The 24,198-nt window shown below is 33.5% G+C and carries 27 protein-coding genes and 2 pseudogenes; 21 read left to right on the forward strand and 8 right to left on the reverse strand.

The genetic code is table 11. The annotated features are described in order from the left end of the window. Nucleotides 1-17: 17 nt before the first annotated feature. Complete coding sequence (locus H6X70_RS07605; RefSeq protein ID WP_194767082.1) at nt 18-956, reverse strand: hydrogen peroxide-inducible genes activator; 939 nt, start codon at nt 954-956, stop codon at nt 18-20. Between the two features lie 127 nt (nt 957-1,083). On the opposite strand from H6X70_RS07605, the gene H6X70_RS07610 reads away from it, so the two are divergent. After that, nucleotides 1,084-1,563, forward strand: a complete 480-nt coding sequence (locus tag H6X70_RS07610; protein WP_194767083.1) for a Dps family protein — start codon at nt 1,084-1,086, stop codon at nt 1,561-1,563. A gap of 65 nt (nt 1,564-1,628) precedes the next feature. On the opposite strand, the gene H6X70_RS07615 is transcribed toward H6X70_RS07610, so the two are convergent. From H6X70_RS07615 to H6X70_RS07635, 5 genes are all read right to left on the reverse strand, one after another. After that, entirely contained in the window at nt 1,629-2,960 is a 1,332-nt protein-coding gene (locus H6X70_RS07615; RefSeq protein ID WP_194767084.1) for a DUF58 domain-containing protein, read from the reverse strand. Nucleotides 2,961-3,157: 197 nt separating this feature from the next. Continuing rightward, nucleotides 3,158-4,162: an AAA family ATPase gene (locus H6X70_RS07620; RefSeq protein WP_228530308.1), complete on the reverse strand. Its 1,005-nt coding sequence runs from the start codon at nt 4,160-4,162 to the stop codon at nt 3,158-3,160. Between the two features lie 65 nt (nt 4,163-4,227). Beyond that, nucleotides 4,228-5,433: a DUF4350 domain-containing protein gene (locus H6X70_RS07625; protein ID WP_194767086.1), complete on the reverse strand. Its 1,206-nt coding sequence runs from the start codon at nt 5,431-5,433 to the stop codon at nt 4,228-4,230. Beyond that, the gene (locus H6X70_RS07630; RefSeq protein ID WP_194767087.1) at nt 5,430-6,086 is read right to left on the reverse strand and encodes a hypothetical protein; all 657 of its coding nucleotides are present in this window, start codon (nt 6,084-6,086) and stop codon (nt 5,430-5,432) included. Before H6X70_RS07630 ends, H6X70_RS07625 begins: the two co-directional genes overlap by 4 nt. 85 nt (nt 6,087-6,171) lie before the next feature. Continuing rightward, nucleotides 6,172-7,143, reverse strand: a complete 972-nt coding sequence (locus tag H6X70_RS07635) for a stage II sporulation protein M (RefSeq protein ID WP_194767088.1) — start codon at nt 7,141-7,143, stop codon at nt 6,172-6,174. A 24-nt stretch (nt 7,144-7,167) separates the two neighbouring features. Here H6X70_RS07635 and H6X70_RS07640 point away from each other — a divergent pair, with 24 nt between their 5' ends. Both H6X70_RS07640 and H6X70_RS07645 read left to right on the forward strand, forming a co-directional pair. Further along, nucleotides 7,168-7,887: an RDD family protein gene (locus H6X70_RS07640; RefSeq protein ID WP_194767089.1), complete on the forward strand. Its 720-nt coding sequence runs from the start codon at nt 7,168-7,170 to the stop codon at nt 7,885-7,887. An 82-nt stretch (nt 7,888-7,969) separates the two neighbouring features. After that, nucleotides 7,970-8,581 carry a trimeric intracellular cation channel family protein gene (locus H6X70_RS07645; RefSeq protein ID WP_194767090.1) on the forward strand — a complete coding sequence of 204 codons (612 nt, stop codon included), beginning with the start codon at nt 7,970-7,972 and terminating at the stop codon, nt 8,579-8,581. Nucleotides 8,582-8,726: 145 nt separating this feature from the next. Here the strand turns inward: H6X70_RS07645 and H6X70_RS07650 are convergent, their stop codons facing one another. Beyond that, nucleotides 8,727-9,434, reverse strand: a complete 708-nt coding sequence (locus H6X70_RS07650) for a peptidylprolyl isomerase (protein WP_194767091.1) — start codon at nt 9,432-9,434, stop codon at nt 8,727-8,729. A 5-nt stretch (nt 9,435-9,439) separates the two neighbouring features. On the opposite strand from H6X70_RS07650, the gene H6X70_RS07655 reads away from it, so the two are divergent. From H6X70_RS07655 to yaaA, 15 genes and pseudogenes are all read left to right on the forward strand, one after another. Further along, nucleotides 9,440-10,087, forward strand: a complete 648-nt coding sequence (locus H6X70_RS07655; protein WP_194767092.1) for an NUDIX hydrolase — start codon at nt 9,440-9,442, stop codon at nt 10,085-10,087. A gap of 47 nt (nt 10,088-10,134) precedes the next feature. Continuing rightward, complete coding sequence (locus H6X70_RS07660) at nt 10,135-10,932, forward strand: lysophospholipid acyltransferase family protein (protein WP_194767093.1); 798 nt, start codon at nt 10,135-10,137, stop codon at nt 10,930-10,932. Between the two features lie 35 nt (nt 10,933-10,967). Further along, a complete protein-coding gene (gene recQ, locus H6X70_RS07665; protein ID WP_194767094.1) occupies nt 10,968-13,103 on the forward strand; it encodes a DNA helicase RecQ in 2,136 nt (711 codons plus the stop codon). A gap of 341 nt (nt 13,104-13,444) precedes the next feature. Continuing rightward, a complete protein-coding gene (locus H6X70_RS07670) occupies nt 13,445-13,915 on the forward strand; it encodes a lipocalin family protein (RefSeq protein WP_194767095.1) in 471 nt (156 codons plus the stop codon). A 534-nt stretch (nt 13,916-14,449) separates the two neighbouring features. After that, nucleotides 14,450-14,908, forward strand: coding sequence for a lipocalin family protein (locus tag H6X70_RS07675; RefSeq protein ID WP_194767096.1), 459 nt, complete (start codon nt 14,450-14,452; stop codon nt 14,906-14,908). A gap of 307 nt (nt 14,909-15,215) precedes the next feature. After that, nucleotides 15,216-17,102: a hypothetical protein gene (locus tag H6X70_RS07680; RefSeq protein WP_194767097.1), complete on the forward strand. Its 1,887-nt coding sequence runs from the start codon at nt 15,216-15,218 to the stop codon at nt 17,100-17,102. 148 nt (nt 17,103-17,250) lie between these two features. After that, the gene (locus H6X70_RS07685; RefSeq protein ID WP_194767098.1) at nt 17,251-17,553 is read left to right on the forward strand and encodes a hypothetical protein; all 303 of its coding nucleotides are present in this window, start codon (nt 17,251-17,253) and stop codon (nt 17,551-17,553) included. Nucleotides 17,554-17,639: 86 nt separating this feature from the next. Next, nucleotides 17,640-17,885: an AbrB/MazE/SpoVT family DNA-binding domain-containing protein gene (locus H6X70_RS07690; RefSeq protein WP_194767099.1), complete on the forward strand. Its 246-nt coding sequence runs from the start codon at nt 17,640-17,642 to the stop codon at nt 17,883-17,885. Continuing rightward, nucleotides 17,876-18,198: pseudogene (locus tag H6X70_RS07695) on the forward strand (type II toxin-antitoxin system PemK/MazF family toxin). Before H6X70_RS07690 ends, H6X70_RS07695 begins: the two are co-directional and overlap by 10 nt. Before the next feature lie 69 nt (nt 18,199-18,267). Beyond that, complete coding sequence (locus H6X70_RS07700; RefSeq protein WP_194767100.1) at nt 18,268-18,756, forward strand: hypothetical protein; 489 nt, start codon at nt 18,268-18,270, stop codon at nt 18,754-18,756. After that, nucleotides 18,756-19,012: pseudogene (locus H6X70_RS17015) on the forward strand (type II toxin-antitoxin system PemK/MazF family toxin); the annotation flags it as partial. The gene H6X70_RS07700 and the pseudogene H6X70_RS17015, both read left to right, overlap by 1 nt. 121 nt (nt 19,013-19,133) lie before the next feature. Further along, nucleotides 19,134-19,385 (forward strand): type II toxin-antitoxin system ParD family antitoxin, encoded by a 252-nt coding sequence (locus H6X70_RS07710; RefSeq protein ID WP_194767101.1) that lies wholly within the window; start codon nt 19,134-19,136, stop codon nt 19,383-19,385. Continuing rightward, complete coding sequence (locus H6X70_RS07715; protein ID WP_194767102.1) at nt 19,378-19,677, forward strand: type II toxin-antitoxin system RelE/ParE family toxin; 300 nt, start codon at nt 19,378-19,380, stop codon at nt 19,675-19,677. The genes H6X70_RS07710 and H6X70_RS07715 overlap by 8 nt, the downstream gene beginning before the upstream one ends. A 117-nt stretch (nt 19,678-19,794) precedes the next feature. Then, on the forward strand, nt 19,795-21,081 hold the full coding sequence (locus tag H6X70_RS07720) for an APC family permease (RefSeq protein WP_194767103.1): 1,287 nt from the start codon (nt 19,795-19,797) through the stop codon (nt 21,079-21,081). Between the two features lie 149 nt (nt 21,082-21,230). Next, entirely contained in the window at nt 21,231-21,989 is a 759-nt protein-coding gene (gene yaaA / locus H6X70_RS07725) for a peroxide stress protein YaaA (protein ID WP_194767104.1), read from the forward strand. A gap of 106 nt (nt 21,990-22,095) precedes the next feature. On the opposite strand, the gene H6X70_RS07730 is transcribed toward yaaA, so the two are convergent. Continuing rightward, the gene (locus tag H6X70_RS07730) at nt 22,096-22,230 is read right to left on the reverse strand and encodes a 30S ribosomal protein THX (protein ID WP_194767105.1); all 135 of its coding nucleotides are present in this window, start codon (nt 22,228-22,230) and stop codon (nt 22,096-22,098) included. A 193-nt stretch (nt 22,231-22,423) separates the two neighbouring features. Between H6X70_RS07730 and H6X70_RS07735 the strand changes: the two genes are divergently transcribed. From H6X70_RS07735 to H6X70_RS07745, 3 genes are read left to right on the forward strand one after another with little or no spacing between them, the layout of a single operon-like run. Then, on the forward strand, nt 22,424-23,704 hold the full coding sequence (locus tag H6X70_RS07735) for a DEAD/DEAH box helicase (RefSeq protein ID WP_194767106.1): 1,281 nt from the start codon (nt 22,424-22,426) through the stop codon (nt 23,702-23,704). Nucleotides 23,705-23,709: 5 nt separating this feature from the next. Then, the gene (locus tag H6X70_RS07740; RefSeq protein WP_194767107.1) at nt 23,710-23,925 is read left to right on the forward strand and encodes a DUF6500 family protein; all 216 of its coding nucleotides are present in this window, start codon (nt 23,710-23,712) and stop codon (nt 23,923-23,925) included. Continuing rightward, nucleotides 23,925-24,149 (forward strand): VF530 family DNA-binding protein, encoded by a 225-nt coding sequence (locus H6X70_RS07745; RefSeq protein WP_194767108.1) that lies wholly within the window; start codon nt 23,925-23,927, stop codon nt 24,147-24,149. Before H6X70_RS07740 ends, H6X70_RS07745 begins: the two co-directional genes overlap by 1 nt. Nucleotides 24,150-24,198 lie beyond the last annotated feature (49 nt).

The following is a 24,198-nucleotide window of genomic DNA, read 5'->3' on the forward strand; positions in this document are numbered from 1 at the left end:
TTTTACTGTTAGAAAGGTTATTTATGCAACGGACTAATAATTTTCACATCCTGAAAAGCAATAGCGCCGCGTACAACTCCCGAAATAACATCTTGAAGCGCTTCAATGATTTGCATTTTTAATTCACTTTTATGATAGATGATACTCACTTCTCGTGCTGGCGACGGATCGTTGAAAAAATGCAGGTTTTCACGTTCGTTATTATGAATGTCTAAAGTGTGTAAATAAGGAAGCAGTGTCATTCCCAAGCCTTCATTCGATAACTTAATAAGGGTTTCCATACTACCACTTTCTAGCTGAAACGAATCATCAGTATGTTTTTTAAAAACTTTACATAAATTAAGTACGCCGTCTCTAAAACAGTGGCCGTCTTCAAGTAGCAATATATCATTGACATCTAAATCGGTAATATCAATTTTTTTTCCTGTGTACAAACGGTGGTCTTTAGGAATATAGCTTACAAAAGGTTCAAAATACAGAACACGTTCTTTTATAGTTTCATCCTCCAATGGTGTGGCAGCGATGGCGGCGTCTAAGTGTCCATCTTTAATTCTAGCAATAATCTCATCGGTGGTTAATTCTTCTATTTTTAGTTTTACCTTAGGGTGTTTTTTAATGAAGGTTTTTAAAAACATTGGAAGTAATGTAGGCATAATGGTCGGGATGATACCAAGCTTGAATTCCCCGCCAATAAATCCTTTTTGCTGATCCACAATATCCTGAATGCGATACGATTCGTTCACGATGTTTCGCGCTTGATTGACTATTTTTTTTCCAACATCGGTAAGTTCAATAGGTTTCTTAGATCGGTCGAAAATTTGAACTTCAAGCTGGTCTTCCAATTTTTGTATTTGCATACTTAATGTAGGTTGGGTAACAAAGCATTTTTCGGCAGCTTTGGTGAAATTCTGATTTTCGGCAACAGCCAAAACATAGTATAATTGTGTAATCGTCATACGTTATCAATTTAGCCTATAAAAATATAAAAACTATCAATAAAACTTATTGAAAGTACTGTTAATTATAAATTAAATTTGTGGTAAATAGAAATAGTAAAAATTAAATCATAAAAATAACACACCCATGAATTTAAATAGTATAGGATTAGATACCGTAAAAACTAAAGATTTAGCTGAAGATTTGAATCATTTATTAGCTAATTTTCAAATATATTATCAAAACCTAAGAGGTATTCACTGGAATATTAAAGGAAAAGCATTTTTTGATTTACACGTTAAATTTGAAGAATTATACACCGATGCTAATACGAAAGTAGATGAAATCGCAGAACGTATTTTAACCTTAGGAGAAACACCTTTACATACATTCGAAGACTATTCCGCGAAAGCGCAAGTGCCTGTTGGAAAAAATATCTCGAAAGATGATCTTGCCGTAAGATTGATTGTAGATTCTTTAGCGGAATTGCTTAAAATTGAAAGAAACATTTTAGAAAAAGCAGGCGATGCTAATGATGAAGGAACAAATTCGATGATGAGTGATTTTATTACTGAACAAGAAAAAACAGTTTGGATGATGAAAGCTTGGTTAAGCGAAACGGTTTAAAACGTTTCAATAAAAATAAGAGGAAGACTTCATAAGAAATTATGAGGTCTTTTTTGTTTAATACATTACAACATCCCACGCGCCTTAATTTCTAAATATTTATTAATGGTATCAATCGTTAAATGTTCTGGCGTGGTTAAAATGGAATGGATGCCGTATTTTTTAAGTTCGTTAGCGATAAGACGCTTTTCAAATTCAAATTTTTCAGCAATTACTTTATCATAAACATGCTGAATGGTTTCAGCTTTATTGGTAACCAATTTGTTTATTTCGGTGTTTTTAAAGAAAATAACCACCAATAAATGACTTTTAGAAATGGCTTTTAAATAAGGTAATTGACGCTCTAAACCATCCAGTGTTTCAAAATTGGTATACATTAAAATCAGGCTGCGATGGGTGATGTGCTTTTTTATATTTCCGTATAAACGACTAAAATCACTTTCAAAATAATCGGTTTTTACATTGTAAAGCGCTTCTAAAATAAGTTGCATTTGTGAGTTGCGGCGTTCGGCAATTACGACGTTTTCAATCCCTTTTGAAAAAGAAAACAAGCCTGCCTTATCATGTTTTTTTAAAACGACATTACTCATTACCAAGCTAGCATTTATCGCGTAATCCAACAAGCTTAAACCGTTAAAAGGCATTTTCATGGTGCGCCCTTTATCGATAATAGAATAAACTGGTTGCGATTTTTCATCTTGAAATTGATTCACCATCAATTGGTTTTTCTTTGCCGTGGCTTTCCAGTTTATGGTGCGTAAATCATCGCCAGTCACATAGTCTTTTATTTGTTCAAATTCCATAGAATGCCCGAGGCGACGGACTTTTTTTAAACCATAATCAAGTGAGTTTTTATTGATGTTAAGCAGTTCAAACTTTTTTAATTGCTTAAAACTTGGATAGGTTGGAATCATGGCACCATCATTAAAAGTAAAGCGTTTAGCCACAATTTTTAAGACTGAAGAGGCATAAATATTCAAATTTCCAAAATGATATTCGCCACGTTCCGTTGGTTTTAAATGGTACGGAATGGTTTTCGACTTCCGAGAAACAATAAGGTTTTTAATTTTAAAATCTCTGACTTGAAATTGCTCTGGGATTTCATCAATAATTTCAAGATGAATAGTGATGCCGTAATGGTTTTGAATGTTTATTTCAACTAAATTTTGGTCCCCATTCGAAAACTTATCAGGTAGAATACGAGACGCTTCAATTTTATGCTTTCCTAGAAAAATAATTATGAAATCTAAAATAAATAACAGTACTAAAACTAAAATTGAAAGTTGCGCGATATGGAATAATAGCGGAACAAAATAGCTTAAAGCAAACAACACAACAATGCCAATGCCAACATAAAAAAATCGGGGTTGTATGTAGAATGGTTTTAGGAGTTTCAATTTTGGTTATTGGTTATTGGTTTTTGGTTGATGGTTCTTGGTTGGTGGTTCTTGGTTGATGGTTTTTGGCTATTAGTTTCAGGAGTTTCAATTTTGTTAATTGTTAATTGTTAATTGTTAACTCTTGGCTCTTGGCTCTGAAAACTGAAAACTGAAAACCGAGACTGCGACTAAACCCTGAAAACTGCAACAACCTATCACCTAGGAATCTCAACTGTTTCAATAATTTGCTTTATAATCTGTTTGCTAGAAATGCCTTCCATTTCGCGTTCTGGTGTTACAATAACACGATGGTGTAATACAGGAATAGCAGCGCGTTTTATGTCTTCTGGGGTTACAAAATCACGTCCGTTTATAGCAGCAAAGGCTTTGCTCGCTTTTAAAATAGCGATTGATGCTCTTGGCGATGCGCCTAAATACAAAAATTGGTTGCTTCTTGTAGCCACGATAAGCTGGGCGATGTATTTTATTAAATGCTGTTCGACTATAATTTGAGTGACTAGGTTTTGATACTTTGTAATTTGTTCAGCAGTTAAAAACGATGTGATTTCATCGATTTTTACTTTATCCTTTAAAGCATGTTCACGAGTTATAATTTCTATTTCTTCATCTAAATTGGGATAATCCACATCAATTTTGAATAAAAAACGGTCTAATTGCGCCTCGGGTAATCGGTATGTGCCTTCTTGTTCTACAGGGTTTTGTGTCGCTAAAACCATAAACGGCGAATCGAGTTTAAACTTATTCCCATCGATGGTAATTTGCTGCTCTTCCATCACTTCAAACAAAGCGGCTTGTGTTTTTGCAGGCGATCGGTTTATTTCATCAATAAGAATCATATTCGAGAAAATAGGTCCTTTTTTAAATTCAAATTCCGAGGTTTTTAAGTTAAAAATTGAGGTTCCTAAAATATCACTAGGCATTAAATCGGGCGTAAATTGAATACGGCTAAAGCCAACGCTTAACGATTTAGCAAGTAATTTGGCGGTAACGGTTTTTGCAACGCCTGGAACGCCTTCAATTAACGAGTGGCCTTTGGCTAAAAGCGACGCGATAAGCATGTCTACCATATCGGTTTGTCCGACAATAACTTTACCTATTTCTGATTTTATTTTTTGAACATGGTTTTGTAATTCAGATAAATCCAAACGATTTTGAAACTGCAAATTGTTGCTGTCGTCATGGTTTTCTGCTGAAGGCATACCGTTTTCACTCGATTTTGGTAAATACTGTTGGTGTTCTTGTGATTCTCTATGTTCGTCCATAATTATTTTGAATAAAAGGCTTCTACAAGTCTGTTTAATTTTATGAGTTGGGCTTCGGAAAGCTCATTTTGGGTTTTTAACCAACTTATATAATGGATAAGTGGTTTTACGTCGTCTGTTTTTTTGCCAGCTTTTGAGGCTAGTTTTTCTATAAAATCGTCATCTAAAACGCTTGTATTTAGATGAAAATCGGTTCTAATTTTTTCTAAAAAATAAGTGATTTTTTTATCAATTAGGTTTTTATGGTCTTTAGTTTCAAAGTATAAATTGGAAACTGTTTTAACAAAAGAGATGGAAGTGTTTTGTAAAGGTGTGATAATTTTAATAACGCGTTGCCTGCGCTTGGCATTAAAAACCATGAATAGGAGTCCGAAAATAAGCAAGGTATACCAAGCCCATCTAAAGGACTGTTGCTCTAAAAACCATTTTAAATTCGATTCTTTTTCTACATCGGTGCGGTAGGGTGTTTGTATTTTGGTAAACGAATCAAAAAACACATCGTTATCGGGTAAATAGGATAAAAGCCCTTCCACGTATTGAAAGCGATTTTCCTTTAAAAGATTATAATTGGTAAACACTTTAGGTTCGGTGTGTAGAAAAATTTGACCATCACCAAAAGGAACTTTAATAAAATTAGGATGTTTTTCATCAATTTTTGAATAGCCTAAAACGGTAAAATCCCATTTGTTAAAATTAGAAAAATAGTTTTCGCCAGCATCTTTATCTGTTTTTATGGTGTCGATATCAAAATATTCAAGCGATTGGTACGTAATGCTGTCTTTTTCGTTTTTAAGGTACTCCACATCAAAACCTAAAGTGTCATGAAATTTTTGAGGAAAAACATAATCTGAAATAAACAATGTGTTTCCCGAGCTTACAAAATTTAATAATTCATCAATTGAGTTGTCTTCTAAATAATTGGAATTACCAATAATCAGGTAGTTACCTTCAGCAATAAATTCACCATAACTGTCTTTAGAATTCGCCCTTAAATAACTGTAGGGTTGGTGGTAAACGGTTCTGAATTTATGGTTTTTAAAAAGTTTAGGTAACTCTTTATACAGGATGCTTGTGCCGTAAGGTTTGTTGCTTTTTTCGTTAAAAGATTCTTCCCAATCTACGGTTTTAACACGATTTACACTAAGTACCACAGCGCCAATAATAACGAGTACAGCAATTATTAAAAGGATAGGTAAGGCTTTTTTCATGACTTTACCAGTTTTAAAAATGTTGTAAAATTGCTTTTGGCTTTGTTGTATTTGTCAATATTCACAGGGAATTCGCCGTACCAAATGTAATTGTATAGGTAGGAAATATAGCCGAATTCTTTACTGAAAGATTTGTTACTTACTTCGCTTAAATATTCCGAATTGGTTTTATCATCTTCAAATTTTATATGATTATTTAAACTTAATGTTTTTAAAACGAGCAGATAGTAATAACGAATGGCCAATCTGTAATTGGCATCGTTTTCAGCATTTTTAATCAAGCTGAGGATGTCTGCGTTTTCAATATTTTCTGCAGTAATATCTTCATGGTTTTGCACCGATTTGTTTCTTTTTGAAGCGAATAAACTCGTGCTACCTTCATTAAATAAAGTGTAAACCAAAAACACAACCGCTAGTGCGATGGCCAGATAGAAAATCCACGCTAAGGGGCCTAGATTTATAAAAAACTCGGTTTCGTTATTGTCTTCTTCAATTTTGGGTTTGTCTTTTTTATAATCTTCATAAACCCCAGAACCTTTTTTAGATTTTTTTACAACGGCTACCCCTTCATAATTAAATTCACTTCCAGAATAATGCGATTTAAAATCATCATCAAAACGCTTAATCTGTTCTGGTTCTTGGGTGAAATTCACAGCAAATAGCGTTTGGAAACCCAAAAACATCAAAACAAATAAACAGCAGGTATGTAACTTAATTAATTTCAAGCAGGCAGATAGGTTATTGGTCGATTTGGGTAATTTGCTTCTGAATTTTTATAGGATAAATTAAATAATAGTAGGTTATAAGGCTTAAGGTGCTTAAAATGATGAAAACCGATAGCCAATGCGGCATTACGTTGGAATATCGGGTAATAAACCCTTCTAAAAATCCTGCTGCAAAGGTAAAAGGAAAGGTGCTAATTAAAATTTTAACGCCAGTTTTTGCACCAATTTTAAAAGAGGTGTAGCGCGTATGTGTGGCAGGAAATAAAATGCTGGCGCCCAAAATTAAGCCCGCAGCCGCTTCTATAACAATGGCAAAAATTTCCATAGCGCCATGAATCCAAATACCGCGAACGCTTTCCCAAAACACATTTTTTTCATAAAAAAAGTATTGAAAGGAACCCAGCATAATGCAGTTTTTAAACATGATGTAAAGGGTGCCAATACCCAAAAACACACCCATAACAAAGGCAATAATGCCCACTTTTAGGTTATTAATGGTAATGCCTATAAAACTACCCCAGTTGCTGCCACTTTTATACACGGCTACGGGGTCGCCGGCTTCAATATTTTCTAGAGACATGTTTACATAATGGTCGCCCAAAATAGAACGCACAAACTCACCATCGTTGGCCGCCGAGATAACACCAACAAAAGTAAAAGCGAAAAAGATGATAAAAGCGATATAAATATATTTCCGATACTGATAACAAATAAGGGGGATTTCGGTTTTCCAAAACCCAATAATTCTATTGGTATCTTCCCGTTTAGTTTTATAAATTTTTTGAAATGCTTTAGCTGCCAATTGGTTTAAGTAAGTTACTACTTTGCTTTTGGGGTAGTATGTTTGGGCGTAAGCTAAATCGTTAATAACGTGAATGTATTGGGTTGCCAATTCATCTGGATTTTCAAAATCGTTATTGAAAATGGCGTTTTCAAAACTTAACCATTTTTCTTTATTTTGCTTGATGAATGAAACTTCCCTCATATATTTGCTAAAATAAAATATAAAATGTCAGAGTTACAAATTAACACCACTCAAAATGTAAAAATTGCATTTAATGCAGCCGGAGCAGGGGAACGTTTATTGGCTTTTATAATCGATATGGCTATAAAAATTGGTTATTTATTGGTTTTAAGTAAGTTTTTTGGAGTGTTTGATAGCATGGATGAATGGTCGCAAATTGCTATAAATACGGTGCTTAGTTTTCCAGTTATGTTTTATACTTTGGCTTTAGAGTCACTTTTTAACGGCCAAACACCAGGCAAACGTTTAATGAAAATTAGAGTGGTAAAAATTGATGGTTATCAAGCCACGTTTTCCGATTATGTGGTGCGTTGGTTTTTTAGAATTGTCGATGTTTATATTTTTGGATTGGGCTTTTTTGTGATGTCGATGAACAAAAAAACACAACGAATAGGCGATATGGCTGCTGGCACCGCTGTTATTGTTTTAAAAGATAAAGTAAACATTAGCCACACTATTTTAGAGCAATTAACCGATAATTATAAGCCAACGTATCCGAATGTTATCAAGCTATCTGATAACGATGCACGTATTATCAAAGAGACTTTTAACACCTCGAAGGCGTCTAGAGATTATCAAACTTTGATAAAATTACGTCAGAAAATCATAGAGGTTACAAGTATTAAAGAAGTGAAGCAATCTAGTGATATAGAGTTTATTGCGGTTATTTTAAAAGATTATAACTTTTATACTCAGAATATGTAAATAGAAAAGTACTTTTGCGCCGCGAAAGTAAGTACGATACTTTCCTAAAATATTTAAAGAACATATAATTTAAAGATATACTATGTTTTATATCGTAGAGATTTTTGGAACAGCGGCCTTCGCAATATCAGGGGTTTTAGTGGCTCTTAAAAAGCGTATGGACTTATTTGGTATTCTTATTATTGCTTTCGTAACCTCGGTAGGAGGGGGTACTTTACGCGATATTCTTATTGGTGTAACTCCCGTAAGTTGGATGACCAATATTGTGTATACTTATGTGATTTTAGGCGCTTCTGTTTTCGGAATTATTTTTAGAAGTAAACTTAACTATTTAAGAACCTCACTGTTTTTATTTGATACTATTGGAATAGGTTTGTACACCGTTGTAGGTGTAGAAAGAGGAATAAATGCGGGCTTACATCCCATAATTTGCATTGCTATTGGTACTATAACGGCTTGTTTTGGAGGCGTTGTTCGTGATGTTTTATGTAATGAAATTCCAGTTATTTTTAGAAAAGAAATTTATGCTACAGCCTGTATTTTAGGAGGTATCACTTATTTCCTTTTGAAATTATTACCAATTGAAGGAAACTTTATTTTTATTATCGCTGGGGTTGTGGTTATCGTGATTCGTTTATTAGCGGTTATTTTTAAGATTGCATTACCGAATTTGTATAATAACCAAAGTGAGTAAAATTGGTTTTTTGCCACGAATACACGAATATAACACCTCCCTTAATCCCTCTTTGAGTAGGAGCGGAACTGTTAAGTTTCACATTTAGAAAGAGAGGACTAAGGGGGGGCTGAAAAACTTAAATATTTATTGAGATCATCCAATCCTATTTAATTATCTCAACCTTTCTAATGTAAATATTTTTAAGTGGCCAATCGGCATCATCGGTTTCTACAGCAGCGATTTTATCAATCACATCCATCCCTTTTGTTACATGACCAAAAATGGTGTAATCGCCATCTAAAAAGTGTGCGCCACCTTTTTGTTGTACGATGAAAAACTCAAATGGTGAAGCTAATTTATGCGGATTATCAATATCACTACTCGGCATAGAAATCACGCCCCGATCATGTTTATAGCCTCTTTTAGTGTCTGGAGGTAATAAGTATTTACCAATATGTCCACGCTTTCTAGCGGTTTTTTTATCGTCGCTGTTTCCGCCTTGTACCATAAAATTATCAATAACACGATAAAATTGGGTGCCATCAAAATACTTTTGTTTTGTAAGCCAGATGAAGTTGGAACGATGAAATTTTGTGTCGTTGTACAGTAAAATATCTATGGTGCCAAAATCGGTGGTGATTCTTACTTTGTTTTCCTTGTGATTTTTATCGTACTCCAAGAAAAAATCCATAGCATTTTTAGAATTCAGCTTTGGAAACTCACGTTTTTCTTTTTTAGATTTTACAATGGGTTTAGGCGTTTCTTCAACAGGCGTTTCAACTGCAGTTTCGGGTGTTGTTTTCTTTTTAGTTTGTTTATCTTCACAATTCAAAAGAAGAAATACAAAACAAAAAATAAGTTTAAGCTTCATTAATAATGAATTTTGATGTTTTTTTACAAGCGCTTTCAAAAATAGAAAATATACCGCTATTAGGCGAAGGATCACACTTTAAAATGGTTCCGCCTTTTCGTCAGGAGCAATTAAAACTTCAAAAGGAAGCCATTAAAACCGCCAAACAAGCAGGGGTTTTGGCTTTGTTTTACCCCGACAAAACGTATGAAACAAACCTGGTTTTAATTCTTCGGAAAACCTATAAAGGCGTACATTCTGCTCAAGTTGGCTTTCCAGGAGGGAAGCTGGAACCCGAAGATGTGTCGATTGAAGCCGCCGCAATAAGAGAGACTTTCGAAGAAGTTGGCGTACCGTTAGATACCATGAAAGTGGTTAAAAAAATGACGCCTGTTTATATTCCGCCAAGTCATTTTTATGTGCATCCTTTTATTGCATTTACAAAAAAAACACCTAAATTTAAGAAGCAAGATGATGAGGTTGAAGCCATTATAGAAGTGTCCTTAAAAGACTTTTTAGACGATGCTTTTCTGATTACAAAAAATGTAAAAACCTCGTATAGTCTTGAAGTTGAGGTGCCTGCTTTTAATTTAGAGGGGCATGTGGTTTGGGGCGCAACCGCCATGATGTTAAGTGAAATTAAAGACCTGCTAAAGGACTTATTTAATATATAAGATTTACTACATTTGCAGTTACCAACTAAAAAATTGAAGCGTGATTTATGGGATTGTTTAAGAAAAATCCATTCGGACACATATTAATATTAAAAAAGTGGCTTATTCGAGTTTTCGGATTGCTTACACATAGACGTTTTAGAGGCTTTAACGAACTGCAAATTGAAGGCTCTGAAGTGATTAAAAACTTACCCGATACCAACGTATTATTCATATCAAACCATCAAACTTATTTTGCCGATGTAGTTTCTATGTTTCATGTTTTTAACGCGAGTTTAAGCGGTCGTGTAGACTCAATTAAAAACGTAGGTTATATCTGGAATCCGAAATTAAACATTTATTACGTTGCGGCAAAAGAAACCATGAAAGCTGGTTTATTGCCAAAAATTTTAGCCTATATGGGGTCGATAAGTATTGAAAGAACTTGGCGATCGGAAGGAAAAGATGTTAACAGACAAGTTAAGATGAGCGATATTTCTAGTATTGGAAAAGCGCTTGATGATGGTTGGGTAATTACATTTCCGCAAGGAACAACCACGCCTTTTAAGCCTGTTAGAAAAGGAACGGCTCACATTATAAAACGCTACAAACCTGTTGTTGTCCCTATAGTTATTGATGGTTTTCGTCGTTCGTTTGATAAAAAAGGCTTGCGAATTAAAAAGAAAAATATTCTTCAGTCTTTTGAGATTAAAGAACCTTTAGAGATTGATTATGATAATGATACGACTGATGATATCATCACAAAAATTGAATATGCGATCGAGCAACATCCGTCATTTTTAAAAGTTATTCCACAGAAAGAAATTGAAGCACTTGAAGCTTTAAACAAATTAAGAGAGTGGTAATACACCGCTAATATTTTCTTTCAGAAAAAAGCTTGATGCAAACTACCGAAATTAAGGAGCAATTATTTTCTAATTTAAAAACGTATTTCGGGTACGACAGTTTTAGGGCGCAGCAACAAGACATTATTGAAACCGTTTTAAGCAAAAAGGACTGTTTGGTAATCATGCCAACAGGCGGCGGAAAATCCATTTGTTTTCAATTACCAGCATTAAGTTTTAAAGGGGTTACTTTGGTAATCTCACCTTTAATTGCTTTAATGAAAGACCAAGTGGATGGTTTAAATGCAAACGGTATTTCGGCTTCGTATTTTAATAGTAGCCAAAGTGCTCATGAGCAAAACACGATTATAGAACGGGTTATAAGTTCCGATTTAAAACTCCTTTACGTTGCTCCAGAAAGTTTAGCGGCCCTTCAAAATATTTTAAATGAAAAGTACATAAGTTGTGTTGCCATTGATGAAGCGCATTGTATTTCATCTTGGGGTCACGATTTCAGACCTTCATACCAACAACTTGGTTTTTTAAAAACCACATTGCCAAACACACCATTTATTGCCTTAACGGCCACTGCCGATAAAGCCACGCGAAATGATATAGCAAAACAATTGCGTATCGAGCACGCCCAACAATTTATTTCATCTTTCGATAGAAAAAATATTGAATTGGAAGTGCGTCCGGCAGATAATAGAATGGTGCAAATCGTCAAGTTTATAAACCAAAACCCCAACCAATCGGGGATTATTTATTGCTTAAGCCGAAAAACAACCGAACAGCTGGCCAAGAAATTAAAAGCCAACGGCATTGGTGCAAAAGCTTATCATGCTGGTTTAAGTTTCGATGAACGTTCTAAAGTTCAGGAGTCTTTTATTTTTGATAAAACACAAATTGTTTGTGCTACCGTAGCTTTTGGAATGGGCATCGATAAATCGAATGTGCGTTGGGTCGTGCATTATAATATGCCTAAAAATATAGAAGGCTATTATCAAGAAATTGGTCGTGCTGGTCGGGATGGATTAAAATCACAGGCTTTGCTGTTTCACAGTTATGCTGATGTGATTCAACTTCGTAATTTTGCCAGTGGTGCATCAAACGAAGAATTTCAAATCGCCAAACTAGACCGTATGAAACAGTTTAGTGAAGCCACTACTTGCCGTAGAAAAATTCTGCTCAGTTATTTTGGAGAATTACTCGCCGAAAATTGTGGGAACTGCGATGTTTGTAAAAATCCGCCACAGTTTTTCGACGGAACTATTATTGCCCAAAAAATACTATCTGCCGTTTACCGTTTAAAGGAATCGGAAGCTATTGGAACCATTATCGATGTGCTTCGTGGTTCGCATAATGCCACGATTATAGATAAAGGTTACAACCATTTAAAAACCTTCGGCATAGGTAAAGATATCGCTTATCGCGATTGGCAGCATTTAACCATTCAGCTTATAAATCAGGGGTTTTGCGAAATCGCATTTCATAAACATAATGCCTTACGACTTACCGAATTTTCAAAAAAAGTATTATTTGAAGGCGCCAAAGTTTCTTTAACCAAACCGGTTCATATTCCAGAACCAAAAATTAAAGAACGCACCAAACGCAAACCAAAAGCAACTCCGAAAGCACGCGTTAAAACTCGTGAAAATAGTCTGTTTGAGCGTTTACGCCAGTTGCGTTATAAAATTGCTTTAGAAGAAAACATTCCTGCCTATTTAATTTTTAGTGATGCTACTTTAAAAGAAATTGAACGCGAGCGTCCACTAAGTGAAGCCGATTTTTTAAGTATTAGTGGGGTAGGGCAGCGTAAACTTGAAGTTTATGGTGATGAGTTTATGGCCGAGATTTTAGATTTTATGGGATCTAAAGTGAAGAAACCAAAGAAGAAGGCCACACATTTAGTCACTTACGAGCTTTATAAATCGGGTTTGAGTATTGAAGAAATTTCAATGGAGCGAAAACTGAATAGCACAACCGTATATTCGCATATCGCAAAATTATACAGCGAAGGCAAAGCGGTTAATATTTTCGATTTTGTCTCTAAAAGTGAGGTAGAAGCCGTTAGAAAAGCCAAAACCACATTGGACGCGCCAAAAGCGTTACGCCCGTATTTCGAGTATTTTAATGAGTCGATGGACTATTTTAAAATCCGTTTGGCTTTAAGTGTGGTGGATAAAAACTAGGTTGCCACCAATTATTTCTGGCTAAGCCATATTATTTTTTTTAGAGTTATTCTAAATTTATCTTGTAAAAGACATGTTATTAGATATTTATGTTTTTTTTGTGAAGAGTACTTCAGTTGGCTCTGAATATAAAGGTCTCATATAATCGTTTTTTTCTTACTTTCGCTCCTTAAATACTACAACGGCTAAAGTGATTTCTTTGGATTTTGTAAGATTTGGTATAAAAAAAGGGTGTGGCTTGTTTTGTGTTGCAATCCCGTTGTACAAATGAAGTAATATTGACATATATAAATTATAAATTAAACCGAGTTATTATAAATTAAAAACCAAAACCAAACAAAATGAAAAAATTTAACAAAGTAATTATTTTAACAGTAGCTGTGCTAGCAAGTGTATTTTCAACGTCTTGTAGTAAAGATGATGATGGAGGATCTCTGTCAAATGAAGAAAAAATTGAAGGGAAATGGACCTATGTGTCGTCAATAGAAAAAAAGTACGTTAATGGTGTCTTTGATTCTGAGGAAAAGTATGAATTAGATGAGGATGAAGTTGATACGATTGATTTTAAGAGTGATGGTACTTATTTTTCATTATATAGCTATTCTGGTGGATCAAATTCTGCAGAAGGTAAATATTGGTTTGATGGTGATATTTTAAATGTCCATGAAGACGGTGAAGATGAAGATGATGTATATAGTGTTGAGTTAAAGATTTATAGTGATTATTTTATTGTTTATGACTCTGACAAATACGAAGAAAATGGAGATTCAATTGTATATGAATATGAAACGAGATACGAAAGAATCGATTAATTTTTAGTTGTAAAATCTATTTCAAACGAGCACCATTCCTATGATGCTCGTTTTTTTTGCTTTTAATTGTGCTTTGGTTTTTAACCTATTACATTGTTCAAATTGCTAAGAGCTCTTTGCTTGTCTTGTGAGATTCCCGATCTAGACTATTTTAAAATTCGTTTGGCTTTAAGTGTCGTGGATAAAAACTAGGTTGCCACCAATTGTTTCTGGCTAAGCCATATTATTTTTTTAGAGTTATTCTAAATTTACCTTGTAAAAGACATGTTATTAGTTGTTTATGTTTTTTTTGTGAGGAGTACTTCAGTTGGCTCTGAATATAAAGGTCTCATATAATCGTTTTTTTCTTACTTTCGCTCCTTTAATACTACAATGTGCTAAAGTGATTTCTTTGGATTTTGTAAGATTTGGTGTAAAAAAAGGGTGTAGCTTGTTTTGTGTTGCAATCCCGTTGTAAAAATGAAGTAATATTGACATATATAAATTATAAATTAAACCGAGTTATTAATAAATTAAAAATCAAAACCAAACCAAATGAAAAAATTTAACAGAGTAATTATTTTAACAGTAGCTGTGCTAACAAGTGTATTTTCAACGTCTTGTAGTAAAGATGACGACGGAGGGGCTCCGTCAAATGAAGATCAAATTATAGGAGAATGGATTTTAGTTTCAGAAACTGAAAGAGTATATATAAATGGAGAGTTTGAAGAAGAAAACGTTTATGAGTATGATGAAGATACAGTACATACGATAACCTTCAGTGAAGATGGAACATTTGTATTTTACGAATTATATTCAGGGGGATCATATACTAACGAAGGCACCTATAGATTTGATGGAGATACTTTAATAACCTCTTATGACGATGATGAATACGAAGTTGATATTGAGTTGCATAATAATTATTTTATCGTTAACGATACAGATACTTACGCGGAAAATGGAGATTCTTATAGATATGAATATGAAGAGAGATACGAAAGAGTAGATTAATTTTTAGTTTAAAATCTATTTCAAACGAGCATCATTTCTATGATGCTCGTTTTTTTTTGTTTTTCTTTTGAAGAAATTAAAAACCAACTTCAAAGGTTTATTTTATGTAAATGAGAGAACAAAATAAAAGGCGCCAAGTTTTCTACAGATGGCCTTGCGGGACTTTTAAGGGCTTATGAAATTGTGATTGAGTAGTTTGTTTTGAAATGACTAGAAAGTATAGGAATATATAAATGACGTTTTATGATTTAAAAAGTTATTTTTATGGTTGGATTGGTATTTATATAACAAGTTGGCATTAATATAAATGAACGAAGATATAACCGAAAGAATTGAACAGTATCTATACCTTGATACAAACTACGCCATAATCATTAATGGAGATTATGGAATAGGTAAAACTCATTATGTTAAAAATGATTTATTCCCAAGAGTCAAGGAACTTAACGTTCCCAATGATGAAAAGGAAGAAAAATTCACACCAATATTAATTTCACTTTTTGGAGCAAAGTCTATTGAAGATATACAAAACCAAATCTTTCTAGAACTTTATCCTATTTTAAAATCTAAAGGAGTAAAAATAACTGCTGGTTTGACAAATAGCGTTTTGAAATTTTTCGGAAACGACTTGAAAGATATTTTGGCGGAGACAGGAGCTTCAGGAAACAATTTAAGCGATTATAGTAAAATTCTAATTTGTATAGATGATATTGACCGGAAAGCAAAGGAATTAGACTTAAAAGAAGTTTTTGGCTTTGTAAATAATCTTGTTGAAAATTTAGGAGCAAAAATTATCCTTATTGCAAATGAAGACGAACTTCGTAAAGAAATTGATGTCGATAGAGATAATTATTCATTACTTCGAGAAAAAGTGATTGGTATTTCAGTAAGTTATAGCGCAAATGTTGCTGAAATTTATGACAAGATAATTAATTCAAAATATGAAGAAAAAAAATTAGAATATTATAGATTTTTAAATGAAAACAAGAAAGTTATAACTTTAAGAATTCAACAAAACAATAATAATCTTCGAAATCTACTTTTTTTTCTTGAACATTTTAAAATCATATTTAGTGGAGTAAATGAATACTTTAATAAAGACAATTTACTAAAGGAGTTCCATTCTGAAATTTTATCTCAAATATTGAATTTCACTTTACCAATTTCAATAGAATATAAATCTGGAGTTTTAAAACCAGAATTTTTTGAAGATATAAGAAATATTTACAAAGGTGGTTTGTTTAATCTTTCTGCCATATTAAGTGACAACAATAATTTAAAAATCAAATCGAAAGAGGAAAAAATCAAAACTTACTCGGAAATATATGAAGAGAAATATATAGATAAAAACACTCAAAAAAAGAATCAATATTTTGATACAATTTTCAATTACATAACTGGAACATCTTCATTTGATATTAAAGAGTTGATTTCAGAAATAAAAAACATTTATCAAATTGAAGGTAGCAAAATTCCAGATAGAGAAAAAGCATTACAAAAACTATCATATTGGCAATGCATAGACCTACCATTAAATGAGTATAGAAAATTGACAAATCAAATGCTAACTTTTGTAGATAAAGGCGCATATAATTTAGACCAATACCCAACAATTATTCATTATGCAACTCGTTTTAATAATGTTTTAAACTTAAATATTAATAATCTCAAAAAAAGATTTAAAAGAGGTATTAAAAAAGGAAAATATAAACATCAAGATAGTTTTCATTTTCGAATTTCAATAAGTGCTAATACAGAATTTTATGACGATGTAATGGAAGTTGCTGAATATTGTATTGAATTAAATAAGCAAACAAAACTAAATTCTGACAATGAAGAAACAAAAGCTCTTTTTGAACTGTTTAAGACCGATTTCAAGGGGTTTTTAGGAAAAGTTAATGAGCCAAATACATCTTTAAGATATTCGCCAATTTTCTCAAAGTTTAATTTTAATAAATTTTGGACATATTTAAAAAAGGTTAAGAACACTGAATTAATAGAATTTGGATTTGACTTAAATAGACGATATAGGAAAAGTGTTTATCCTGATTTAAATCCTGAAAAAGAATTTTTAGAGCAATTAAAATCTAAACTTGAAATAGAAATAGCAAAGCAAAAAACAAAAAAAATAGATAAAATTGCATTCGATTTTGTACTAAAAAAAACAATAGAATCGATAGATAATTTTGAATAAATACTAATTTAAACCGTATCTGGTTTATTACTAGTTCAAGCCTACTAACGAAAATCCTTGTGTACTTTCTATTCGTTTTATATTTGCTAACCTCCTTATTGAATCACGCCACAAATTATACGTAAGTCTATAACCTTACATTATAAAAATGATTACGATAGAAAAAATTAAAAAAGAAATAAAAGCAAAGAATCTTGAAAGCCTAAGCGGAATTGAATCTGACATGGAATTTTTATTGTGGGATTTAATCGAAATGGATGAACTGAATAAATGGTATGAAGTTGAAAAATATCATGATGGGCATTATGCGATTGGCTCAAACGGCGGTTTTGAAATGTTAACGGTGGAACTTGATACAGGAACAGTTTATAGAATGCCTTTTATTTCAACCGACACTAGTGAAAAAATAAAAGTGTCGGACTCAATAACTAAACTGACCAAATTAATTTAAAAACACGCGAGCACCTTCATATTAAAACAAAACGAATTTTGATATTCAATCAAATTGTGCTTACCTTGTAATAACATATACAAGTTATGGAAGTAGCAATAATCAAAATCGGAAATTCAAAAGGACTTCGTTTAAGTAAGACTATTTTGGAAAAATATAACATTAAAGACAAAGTTGAACTTATTCTTGAAAAAGGGCAGATTGTACTTAAACCAATCGCTTCACCTAGAAAAAATTGGGAAAAAGAATTTAAAAGAATGAGTGAAAATGAAGACGATAAATTACTCATGAACGATGTGTTTGATGATGAAAATTTAGAAGAATGGATTTAAATCAATACTCAATCGTTCTTGTAAATCTTGACCCAACCATTGGGAGTGAAATAAAAAAACAAGACCATGTGTTATCGTTTCACCTAATGAAATGAATAAATATTTGAACACGATTGTTCTGGCTCCAATGACAACGAACCTAAAAAAATATCCGACAAGAGTTTCCGTAAAGCACAAAGGTAAAAAGGGGATGATTGCAATCGACCAAATACGTACCGTTGACAAAACCAGAATCATCCGAGTTTTTGAAAAACTGACAAATTCGGAAGTTGAAACATGCAAAGCAGTAATAAAAGAAACCTTTGTAGACTGAAAAATGCTAACTTCCGAACGAATCATGCTACATATCATATAGATATCGGTTAACTAATATTTTATAATAATGACACAATACGAACTAACAGAAAAAACTGTAACATTAAAGGTTAGAAAGTCCTCGATTTTTGTAAGAGGAATTATGTTTTTCTTTGCGTTTGCGTCTTTTATTTTGCCTTTGACAGGAATCATTATAGCAATGATTAATGGCAAAAGGTTCCACATCGGATTTTTAATTGGATTATTCTTGTTTGGTCTTATCGGATTTTACCTTTTGAGAATATCATTATGGAATACTTATGGAGAAGAAACTATTAAACTGCGAAAACCAACCATAGAATACGAAGCAAATTACGGGTGGTTTAAAGATGGGAAAAGGAGCATAAATTTTAATAACCCTGTATTTTCTATCGATAAAATTGGGTATGAAGAAGATAAAACAGGAATATTAGTTATCGAAGAGGGCACTGAAAAAATTGAATCTGTTGTAAAAATGAAAATATGTGAGATTGAAGAGTTGATAGAAAAAATAAAAACTCTAGATAATACCCTATAAAAACAAGACCTTGTGTTATCGTTTCGCCTAATGAAATGAATAAATATTTGAACACGATTGTCCTTGCTCCAATGAGAACGAACCTAAAAAAATATCCGACAAGAGTCTCCGTAAAGCACAAAGGTAAAAGGGGATGATTGCAATCGACCAAATACGAATCGTTGACAAAACCAGAATAATCCGAGTTTTTGAAAAACTTACAAATTCGGAAGTTGAAAAACGCAAAGCAGTAATAAAAGAAACCTTTGTAGACTGAAAAATACTAACTTCAGTACCGAATCACACCACAAATCATATGCAAACACGGTGTGTGCAATTTGATGAAAATTTCGCTTTTATACCAATTTTTGGTATTTTTGATAAAATTAGTTATCAAAATGAGCAAAAACACATCAATATCACTCGGAAATTATTTTGATCAATTCGTCCAAAGCCGAATAAAAGAAGGAAGATTTAAAAACGTTAGTGAAGTAATTCGTGCGGGGTTGAGACTTTTAGAGGAAGAAGAAAGTAAAGTAAAAGCTTTGAAAACTGCAATACAAGAAGGAATTGACAGCGGAATAGCTCACGACTTTGACCCACAGAAACATCTTGAATCTCTAAAAGCGAAAAAGCGTTCTAATGGCTAAATATAAGTTAACGAACAAAGCTGTGGAGGATTTATCAAAAGTTTGGGATTATACCTTTGAGGTTTGGTCTGAGCAACAAGCGGACAAATATTACCATGGACTAATTTCCATTTGTGAAGCAATCGCTGAAAATCCAGAATTAGGAAAAAACTATGATGGAATTTCAAGGCAACTTCTCGGAATGAAAGCAAATAGGCATATTATATTCTACAGAACTCTTAATGAGAATTATGTTGAGATAACAAGAATATTGCACGAAAGGATGGACTTAAAGAACAGAATAGCGGAATAAAAACAGCTTACAACAATGGTATAAAGCAATTGCTTGTTATTGCAAAGTTTCATGCTTACCCACGTAACTACTCATAGCCGATACTGGCGTAAAAAAAATATCAAAACCCAACCAAACATGAATAAAAAAATAGGATTAAAAGAAGCCATTTCAATAGGCATTGGTGGCATGGTAGGCGGTGGTATTTTTGCTGTTTTAGGTTTGGCGGTGTCGCTTGCTAAAGGCGGAACACCTGTTGCTTTTTTGTTTGCAGGAATTCTTGCTTTGATAACGGCCTATAGTTATGTAAAACTTTCACAAACCTACCCAGATCGTGGTGGTACCGTAAAATTTATCAATCAAGGCTTTGGTAAATCTGTTTTTAGCGGAGGTGTAAATAACCTTTTATGGATTAGTTACATTATCATGCTTTCTTTATATGCTTCAGCTTTTGGATCGTATGCGCCCAATTTATTTGAAATAACAGGCGATAAAACCCTCGATTTTCACATCTATGCCTCGGCTATAATTGTATTGGCAACCGCCATAAATTATTACAGTATTGCCGTTGTGGGGAAAATAGAATCGTATGCTGTAATCATTAAATTAATAATTTTAATCAGCTTTATTTTTATAGGGGCTTACGGTTTAATTGGGAACCCCAATTTATCGCAATTAGCCATGTCGCAGTGGGAAACACCTGTAAAGCTGTTTGCTGGCGGCATGGTTATTTTTGTGGCTTATGAAGGTTTTGAACTCATTGCTAATGCAGCACCCGATATCGTTAATCCGAAGCAAAATATTCCAAGAGCTTATTACTATTCGGTGGTTTTTGTAATTATTCTTTATATTATCATCGCACTTGTAACGGTAGGTTCGCTTCCCTTTGAAAATATTGCAAAAGCCGAAGATTATGTATTGGCAGAAGCAGCAAAACCCATGCTGGGGCAAGTTGGTTTTTCTGTGATTACTGTGGCGGCTTTAATTTCTACATTTTCAGCAATAAATGCTTCTTTGTATGGCGGTAGTCGCGTAAATTTTGAAATTGCTGAAGATGATGAATTGCCTCATTATTTTTTAGGACAATTTCATAACCAACCTATCGGATTAATGATAACCGCTGTAACGACATTAATTTTGGTAAATGTTTTAGAGTTAGAAAGTATTTCTACCGCAGGTAGTATCGGGTTTTTGCTCATTTTTGGTATGGTTAATTTTGTGGGCTATAAACTTTCTAGCGCTACGGGCAGTAATAAAATCATTCCATTAATGGGATTTGTATTGTGTATGGTTGCGACTGTTGTTTTAATCAATCAGCAATACGATGATAATAAAGTTGGCATTTTTGTTTCAATTGGCATATTAATGCTTTGTTTTATTATCGAATGGCTTTATAAGAGCAGTGAGCGTTCAGCCAATCATTAAACATCAATTCATTCTATAGTGTTATTAGAAATAATTCTTGACGAAGATTAAAAAAATAGGATAGGAGTTGTAAATTTGAATTGAAAGTAAAGATTTCGTTTGAACCCATATCAAATTCCGCGAAAGCGAAAAAAGACAAAAAGATACTTATGAAATTAGTTATATCTCCAGCAAAGTCCTTAGATTTTGAAAGTGAACTACCAACAAATTTGCATACCGAAGCTCAGTTTTTAAAACAATCGGAGCGTTTAAATAAATTACTTAAAAAGAAATCGGCTAAAAGTTTATCGAAGCTTATGAGTATTTCCGATGCTTTGGGGCAACTCAATTACGAGCGTAATCAAGCTTGGGAATTGCCTTTTACCACTGATAATGCCAGACCGGCAGTTTATGCTTTTAATGGCGATGTGTATCGTGGTTTGGATGCCTACACCATTCCAGAAGATAAAATTGAAGATTTAAACAACACGGTTCGCATACTTTCTGGTTTGTATGGTGTTTTAAAACCTACCGACTTAATTCAGCCTTACCGCTTGGAAATGGGGACAAAATTCCCTGTAGGAACAAAGAAAAATCTATACGAATTTTGGAAAAAAGACATCACCAAAGCCCTTAATGAAGAGCTAGAAGATGATGAACTATTTTTGAATTTAGCCAGCAACGAATATTTTAAAGCGGTTGATACTAAGGCGCTAAAAGTACCTGTGGTAACAGCTAATTTTAAAGAATTTAAAAATGGCGAATATAAAATGATTTCCTTTTTTGCCAAAGCCGCCCGCGGATTAATGGCACGTTACGTGGTCGATACCAACGCGAAAACCATAGACGATTTAAAAGGTTTTAACTACGAAGGCTACAGTTATAGCGAGCCGATGTCTAAAGAGAATGATTTGGTTTTTATAAGGTAGATTGGGGGTTGGTTATTTGTTTTTGGTTATTTGTTTTTGGTTGGATGAAATCCCCTAGAGGGGATTATAGGGGTGTTTTTAAGCAGTTTTGTATACAAAGTAATTACTATTTAGGCTGCACTTTCTTGTCGATATTAATCTGATGTTCTCTAGATGGTTTTTTCTTGATTTTTGGGCGTCTTGCTCCAAAAGTGCCTCTGTTTATTTTACCGCGTTTTGTTTTTTTATCGCCTTTTCCCATGATGTTTTATGTTGATTTTTTCGCTTTCGCTGAAATTAAAGCAGAACCCATTCTAGTTTCTGCACCTCATTAAAATAACAATTTTTCACACAACAGCAAGTATTTAAATGCAAATGCCAAAATTAGCTGTACATTTGCCAACTTAAAGAAGTAGACTATAATTTTTTGTATGTGTACTTCATAAAAAAAATATATGTCATTTCAATCTTTAGGCTTATCTGAGGCCTTGCTAAAAGCAATTAGCAAAAAAGGATACACAACACCATCTCCAATTCAAGAAAAAGCCATTCCACCAGTTTTAGAGGGGAAAGATGTTTTAGCATCGGCACAAACAGGAACAGGAAAAACAGCAGGATTTACATTGCCACTTTTGCATTTAATTTCTGAAAATCCGAAGGAAAAATATAAGCCCATTCGTGCTTTAATTTTAACGCCAACACGAGAATTAGCAGCGCAAGTTTATGCGAATGTTAGAGAATATAGCGAGTTTTTAAATTTACGAAGTGCCGTTATTTTTGGAGGTGTTAACCAAAAACCTCAAGCTGCAACTATTCGTCAGGGGGTTGATATTTTAGTAGCCACTCCAGGACGTTTATTGGATTTACAAAACCAAGGCTTATTATCGCTAAAACGCGTAGAGATTTTTGTTTTAGATGAAGCCGACCGTATGTTAGATATGGGCTTTTTAAGAGATATTGAAAAAGTGATTAAAAGTATGCCAGAGAAACGTCAGAATTTGATGTTTTCGGCAACCTTTTCAAAAGATATTAAAAAGTTAGCACATGGCATTTTAAATCATCCGGTTCAAGTTGAAGCCACTCCAGAAAACACGACGGTTGAAGCGATTTCACAAAAGGTATATCGCGTTGCCAAAGGGTTAAAAACAGGCTTGATTATTAAATTAATTTCTGAAGGGAATTGGAAACAGGTTTTAGTATTTACTAGAACAAAACATGGCGCCAATAAACTTTGTGAAAAAATGGATAAAGCTGGTATTACGGCAGCGGCCATTCACGGAAATAAGAGTCAGGGGGCGAGAACCAAAGCATTATCTGGTTTTAAATCGGGTCGTGTTCGTGTTTTAGTGGCGACTGATATTGCGGCTAGAGGACTTGATATTCCGTTGTTACCGCACGTGATTAATTTTGAGTTACCTAATGTTTCTGAAGATTATGTGCACCGTATTGGTAGAACAGGTAGAGCAGGAGCTAAAGGTGAAGCCATTTCTTTAGTAAGTGCCGATGAAACTACGTTTTTACGTGATATTGAAAAGTTAATTGATATTAAACTTCCTGTTGAAATTGTTGAAGGTTTCGAACCCGATCCTAATGCATCAACAGCACCTATAAAACCAGGTCAAGGGCGCCAAAACAGAGGGCCAAGACGTACTAATAATTCTGGGAATTCTAATAAAAAATCGGATAGAAATACGAAATCTAGACGTCCTAATCGCAGTAACGATAAACGAAATTAAACGTTTTGAAACAGGTTTTAAAAGCTAAGATTATAGAAGTTTGCGATAAAAAAATCGCAGCTAAAGGCGAAAATGTAGGTATTTCGTTTTACGCCTTCTTTAAAAACAAAAATGATAATCCAAAATTATTAATGGAAGCCGCAACATGGTGGATTGAAACCCATAAGCTCGATCATTTTGAGAAAGCGGTTAAAATTAAAAAGTTAGTTGAACATTTATAATGGAAACGCAACCTAATAACCCGTTACACGGTGTAAAGTTAGAACAGATTATTAATGAGTTAGTCGCTCATTATGGTTGGGAATACTTAGGTTATAATATTAAAATTAGATGTTTTACCGAAAATCCATCGGTAAAATCGAGTTTAAAATTTTTAAGAAGAACCCCTTGGGCACGCACTAAGGTTGAAGGGATGTATTTGAAGATGTTAAGGAGAAAAAGATAGTTTAATATCAATAACGTTCTAAAAAATGTTGTTCATTTTTTCCATTGAT

Origin of the sequence: Tamlana sp. I1 (genome assembly GCF_015355625.1) — a bacterium.
Classification (GTDB): Bacteria; Bacteroidota; Bacteroidia; order Flavobacteriales; family Flavobacteriaceae; genus Pseudotamlana.

What these genes read in the sequence shown, in the direction of transcription:
- recQ (WP_194767094.1), top strand. Translation starts at nt 10,968, where the DNA reads ATGCAAACTACCGAAATTAAGGAGCAATTATTTTCTAATTTAAAAACG.
- H6X70_RS07680 (WP_194767097.1), top strand. Translation starts at nt 15,216, where the DNA reads ATGAACGAAGATATAACCGAAAGAATTGAACAGTATCTATACCTTGAT.
- H6X70_RS07605 (WP_194767082.1), bottom strand. Translation starts at nt 956, where the DNA reads ATGACGATTACACAATTATACTATGTTTTGGCTGTTGCCGAAAATCAG.
- H6X70_RS07625 (WP_194767086.1), bottom strand. Translation starts at nt 5,433, where the DNA reads ATGAAAAAAGCCTTACCTATCCTTTTAATAATTGCTGTACTCGTTATT.
- H6X70_RS07645 (WP_194767090.1), top strand. Translation starts at nt 7,970, where the DNA reads ATGTTTTATATCGTAGAGATTTTTGGAACAGCGGCCTTCGCAATATCA.
- H6X70_RS07635 (WP_194767088.1), bottom strand. Translation starts at nt 7,143, where the DNA reads ATGAGGGAAGTTTCATTCATCAAGCAAAATAAAGAAAAATGGTTAAGT.
- H6X70_RS07690 (WP_194767099.1), top strand. Translation starts at nt 17,640, where the DNA reads ATGGAAGTAGCAATAATCAAAATCGGAAATTCAAAAGGACTTCGTTTA.
- H6X70_RS07670 (WP_194767095.1), top strand. Translation starts at nt 13,445, where the DNA reads ATGAAAAAATTTAACAAAGTAATTATTTTAACAGTAGCTGTGCTAGCA.
- H6X70_RS07675 (WP_194767096.1), top strand. Translation starts at nt 14,450, where the DNA reads ATGAAAAAATTTAACAGAGTAATTATTTTAACAGTAGCTGTGCTAACA.
- H6X70_RS07745 (WP_194767108.1), top strand. Translation starts at nt 23,925, where the DNA reads ATGGAAACGCAACCTAATAACCCGTTACACGGTGTAAAGTTAGAACAG.
- H6X70_RS07710 (WP_194767101.1), top strand. Translation starts at nt 19,134, where the DNA reads ATGAGCAAAAACACATCAATATCACTCGGAAATTATTTTGATCAATTC.
- H6X70_RS07660 (WP_194767093.1), top strand. Translation starts at nt 10,135, where the DNA reads ATGGGATTGTTTAAGAAAAATCCATTCGGACACATATTAATATTAAAA.
- H6X70_RS07715 (WP_194767102.1), top strand. Translation starts at nt 19,378, where the DNA reads ATGGCTAAATATAAGTTAACGAACAAAGCTGTGGAGGATTTATCAAAA.
- H6X70_RS07700 (WP_194767100.1), top strand. Translation starts at nt 18,268, where the DNA reads ATGACACAATACGAACTAACAGAAAAAACTGTAACATTAAAGGTTAGA.
- H6X70_RS07610 (WP_194767083.1), top strand. Translation starts at nt 1,084, where the DNA reads ATGAATTTAAATAGTATAGGATTAGATACCGTAAAAACTAAAGATTTA.
- H6X70_RS07640 (WP_194767089.1), top strand. Translation starts at nt 7,168, where the DNA reads ATGTCAGAGTTACAAATTAACACCACTCAAAATGTAAAAATTGCATTT.
- H6X70_RS07685 (WP_194767098.1), top strand. Translation starts at nt 17,251, where the DNA reads ATGATTACGATAGAAAAAATTAAAAAAGAAATAAAAGCAAAGAATCTT.
- H6X70_RS07735 (WP_194767106.1), top strand. Translation starts at nt 22,424, where the DNA reads ATGTCATTTCAATCTTTAGGCTTATCTGAGGCCTTGCTAAAAGCAATT.
- H6X70_RS07650 (WP_194767091.1), bottom strand. Translation starts at nt 9,434, where the DNA reads ATGAAGCTTAAACTTATTTTTTGTTTTGTATTTCTTCTTTTGAATTGT.
- yaaA (WP_194767104.1), top strand. Translation starts at nt 21,231, where the DNA reads ATGAAATTAGTTATATCTCCAGCAAAGTCCTTAGATTTTGAAAGTGAA.
- H6X70_RS07730 (WP_194767105.1), bottom strand. Translation starts at nt 22,230, where the DNA reads ATGGGAAAAGGCGATAAAAAAACAAAACGCGGTAAAATAAACAGAGGC.
- H6X70_RS07720 (WP_194767103.1), top strand. Translation starts at nt 19,795, where the DNA reads ATGAATAAAAAAATAGGATTAAAAGAAGCCATTTCAATAGGCATTGGT.
- H6X70_RS07620 (WP_228530308.1), bottom strand. Translation starts at nt 4,162, where the DNA reads ATGCCTTCAGCAGAAAACCATGACGACAGCAACAATTTGCAGTTTCAA.
- H6X70_RS07655 (WP_194767092.1), top strand. Translation starts at nt 9,440, where the DNA reads ATGAATTTTGATGTTTTTTTACAAGCGCTTTCAAAAATAGAAAATATA.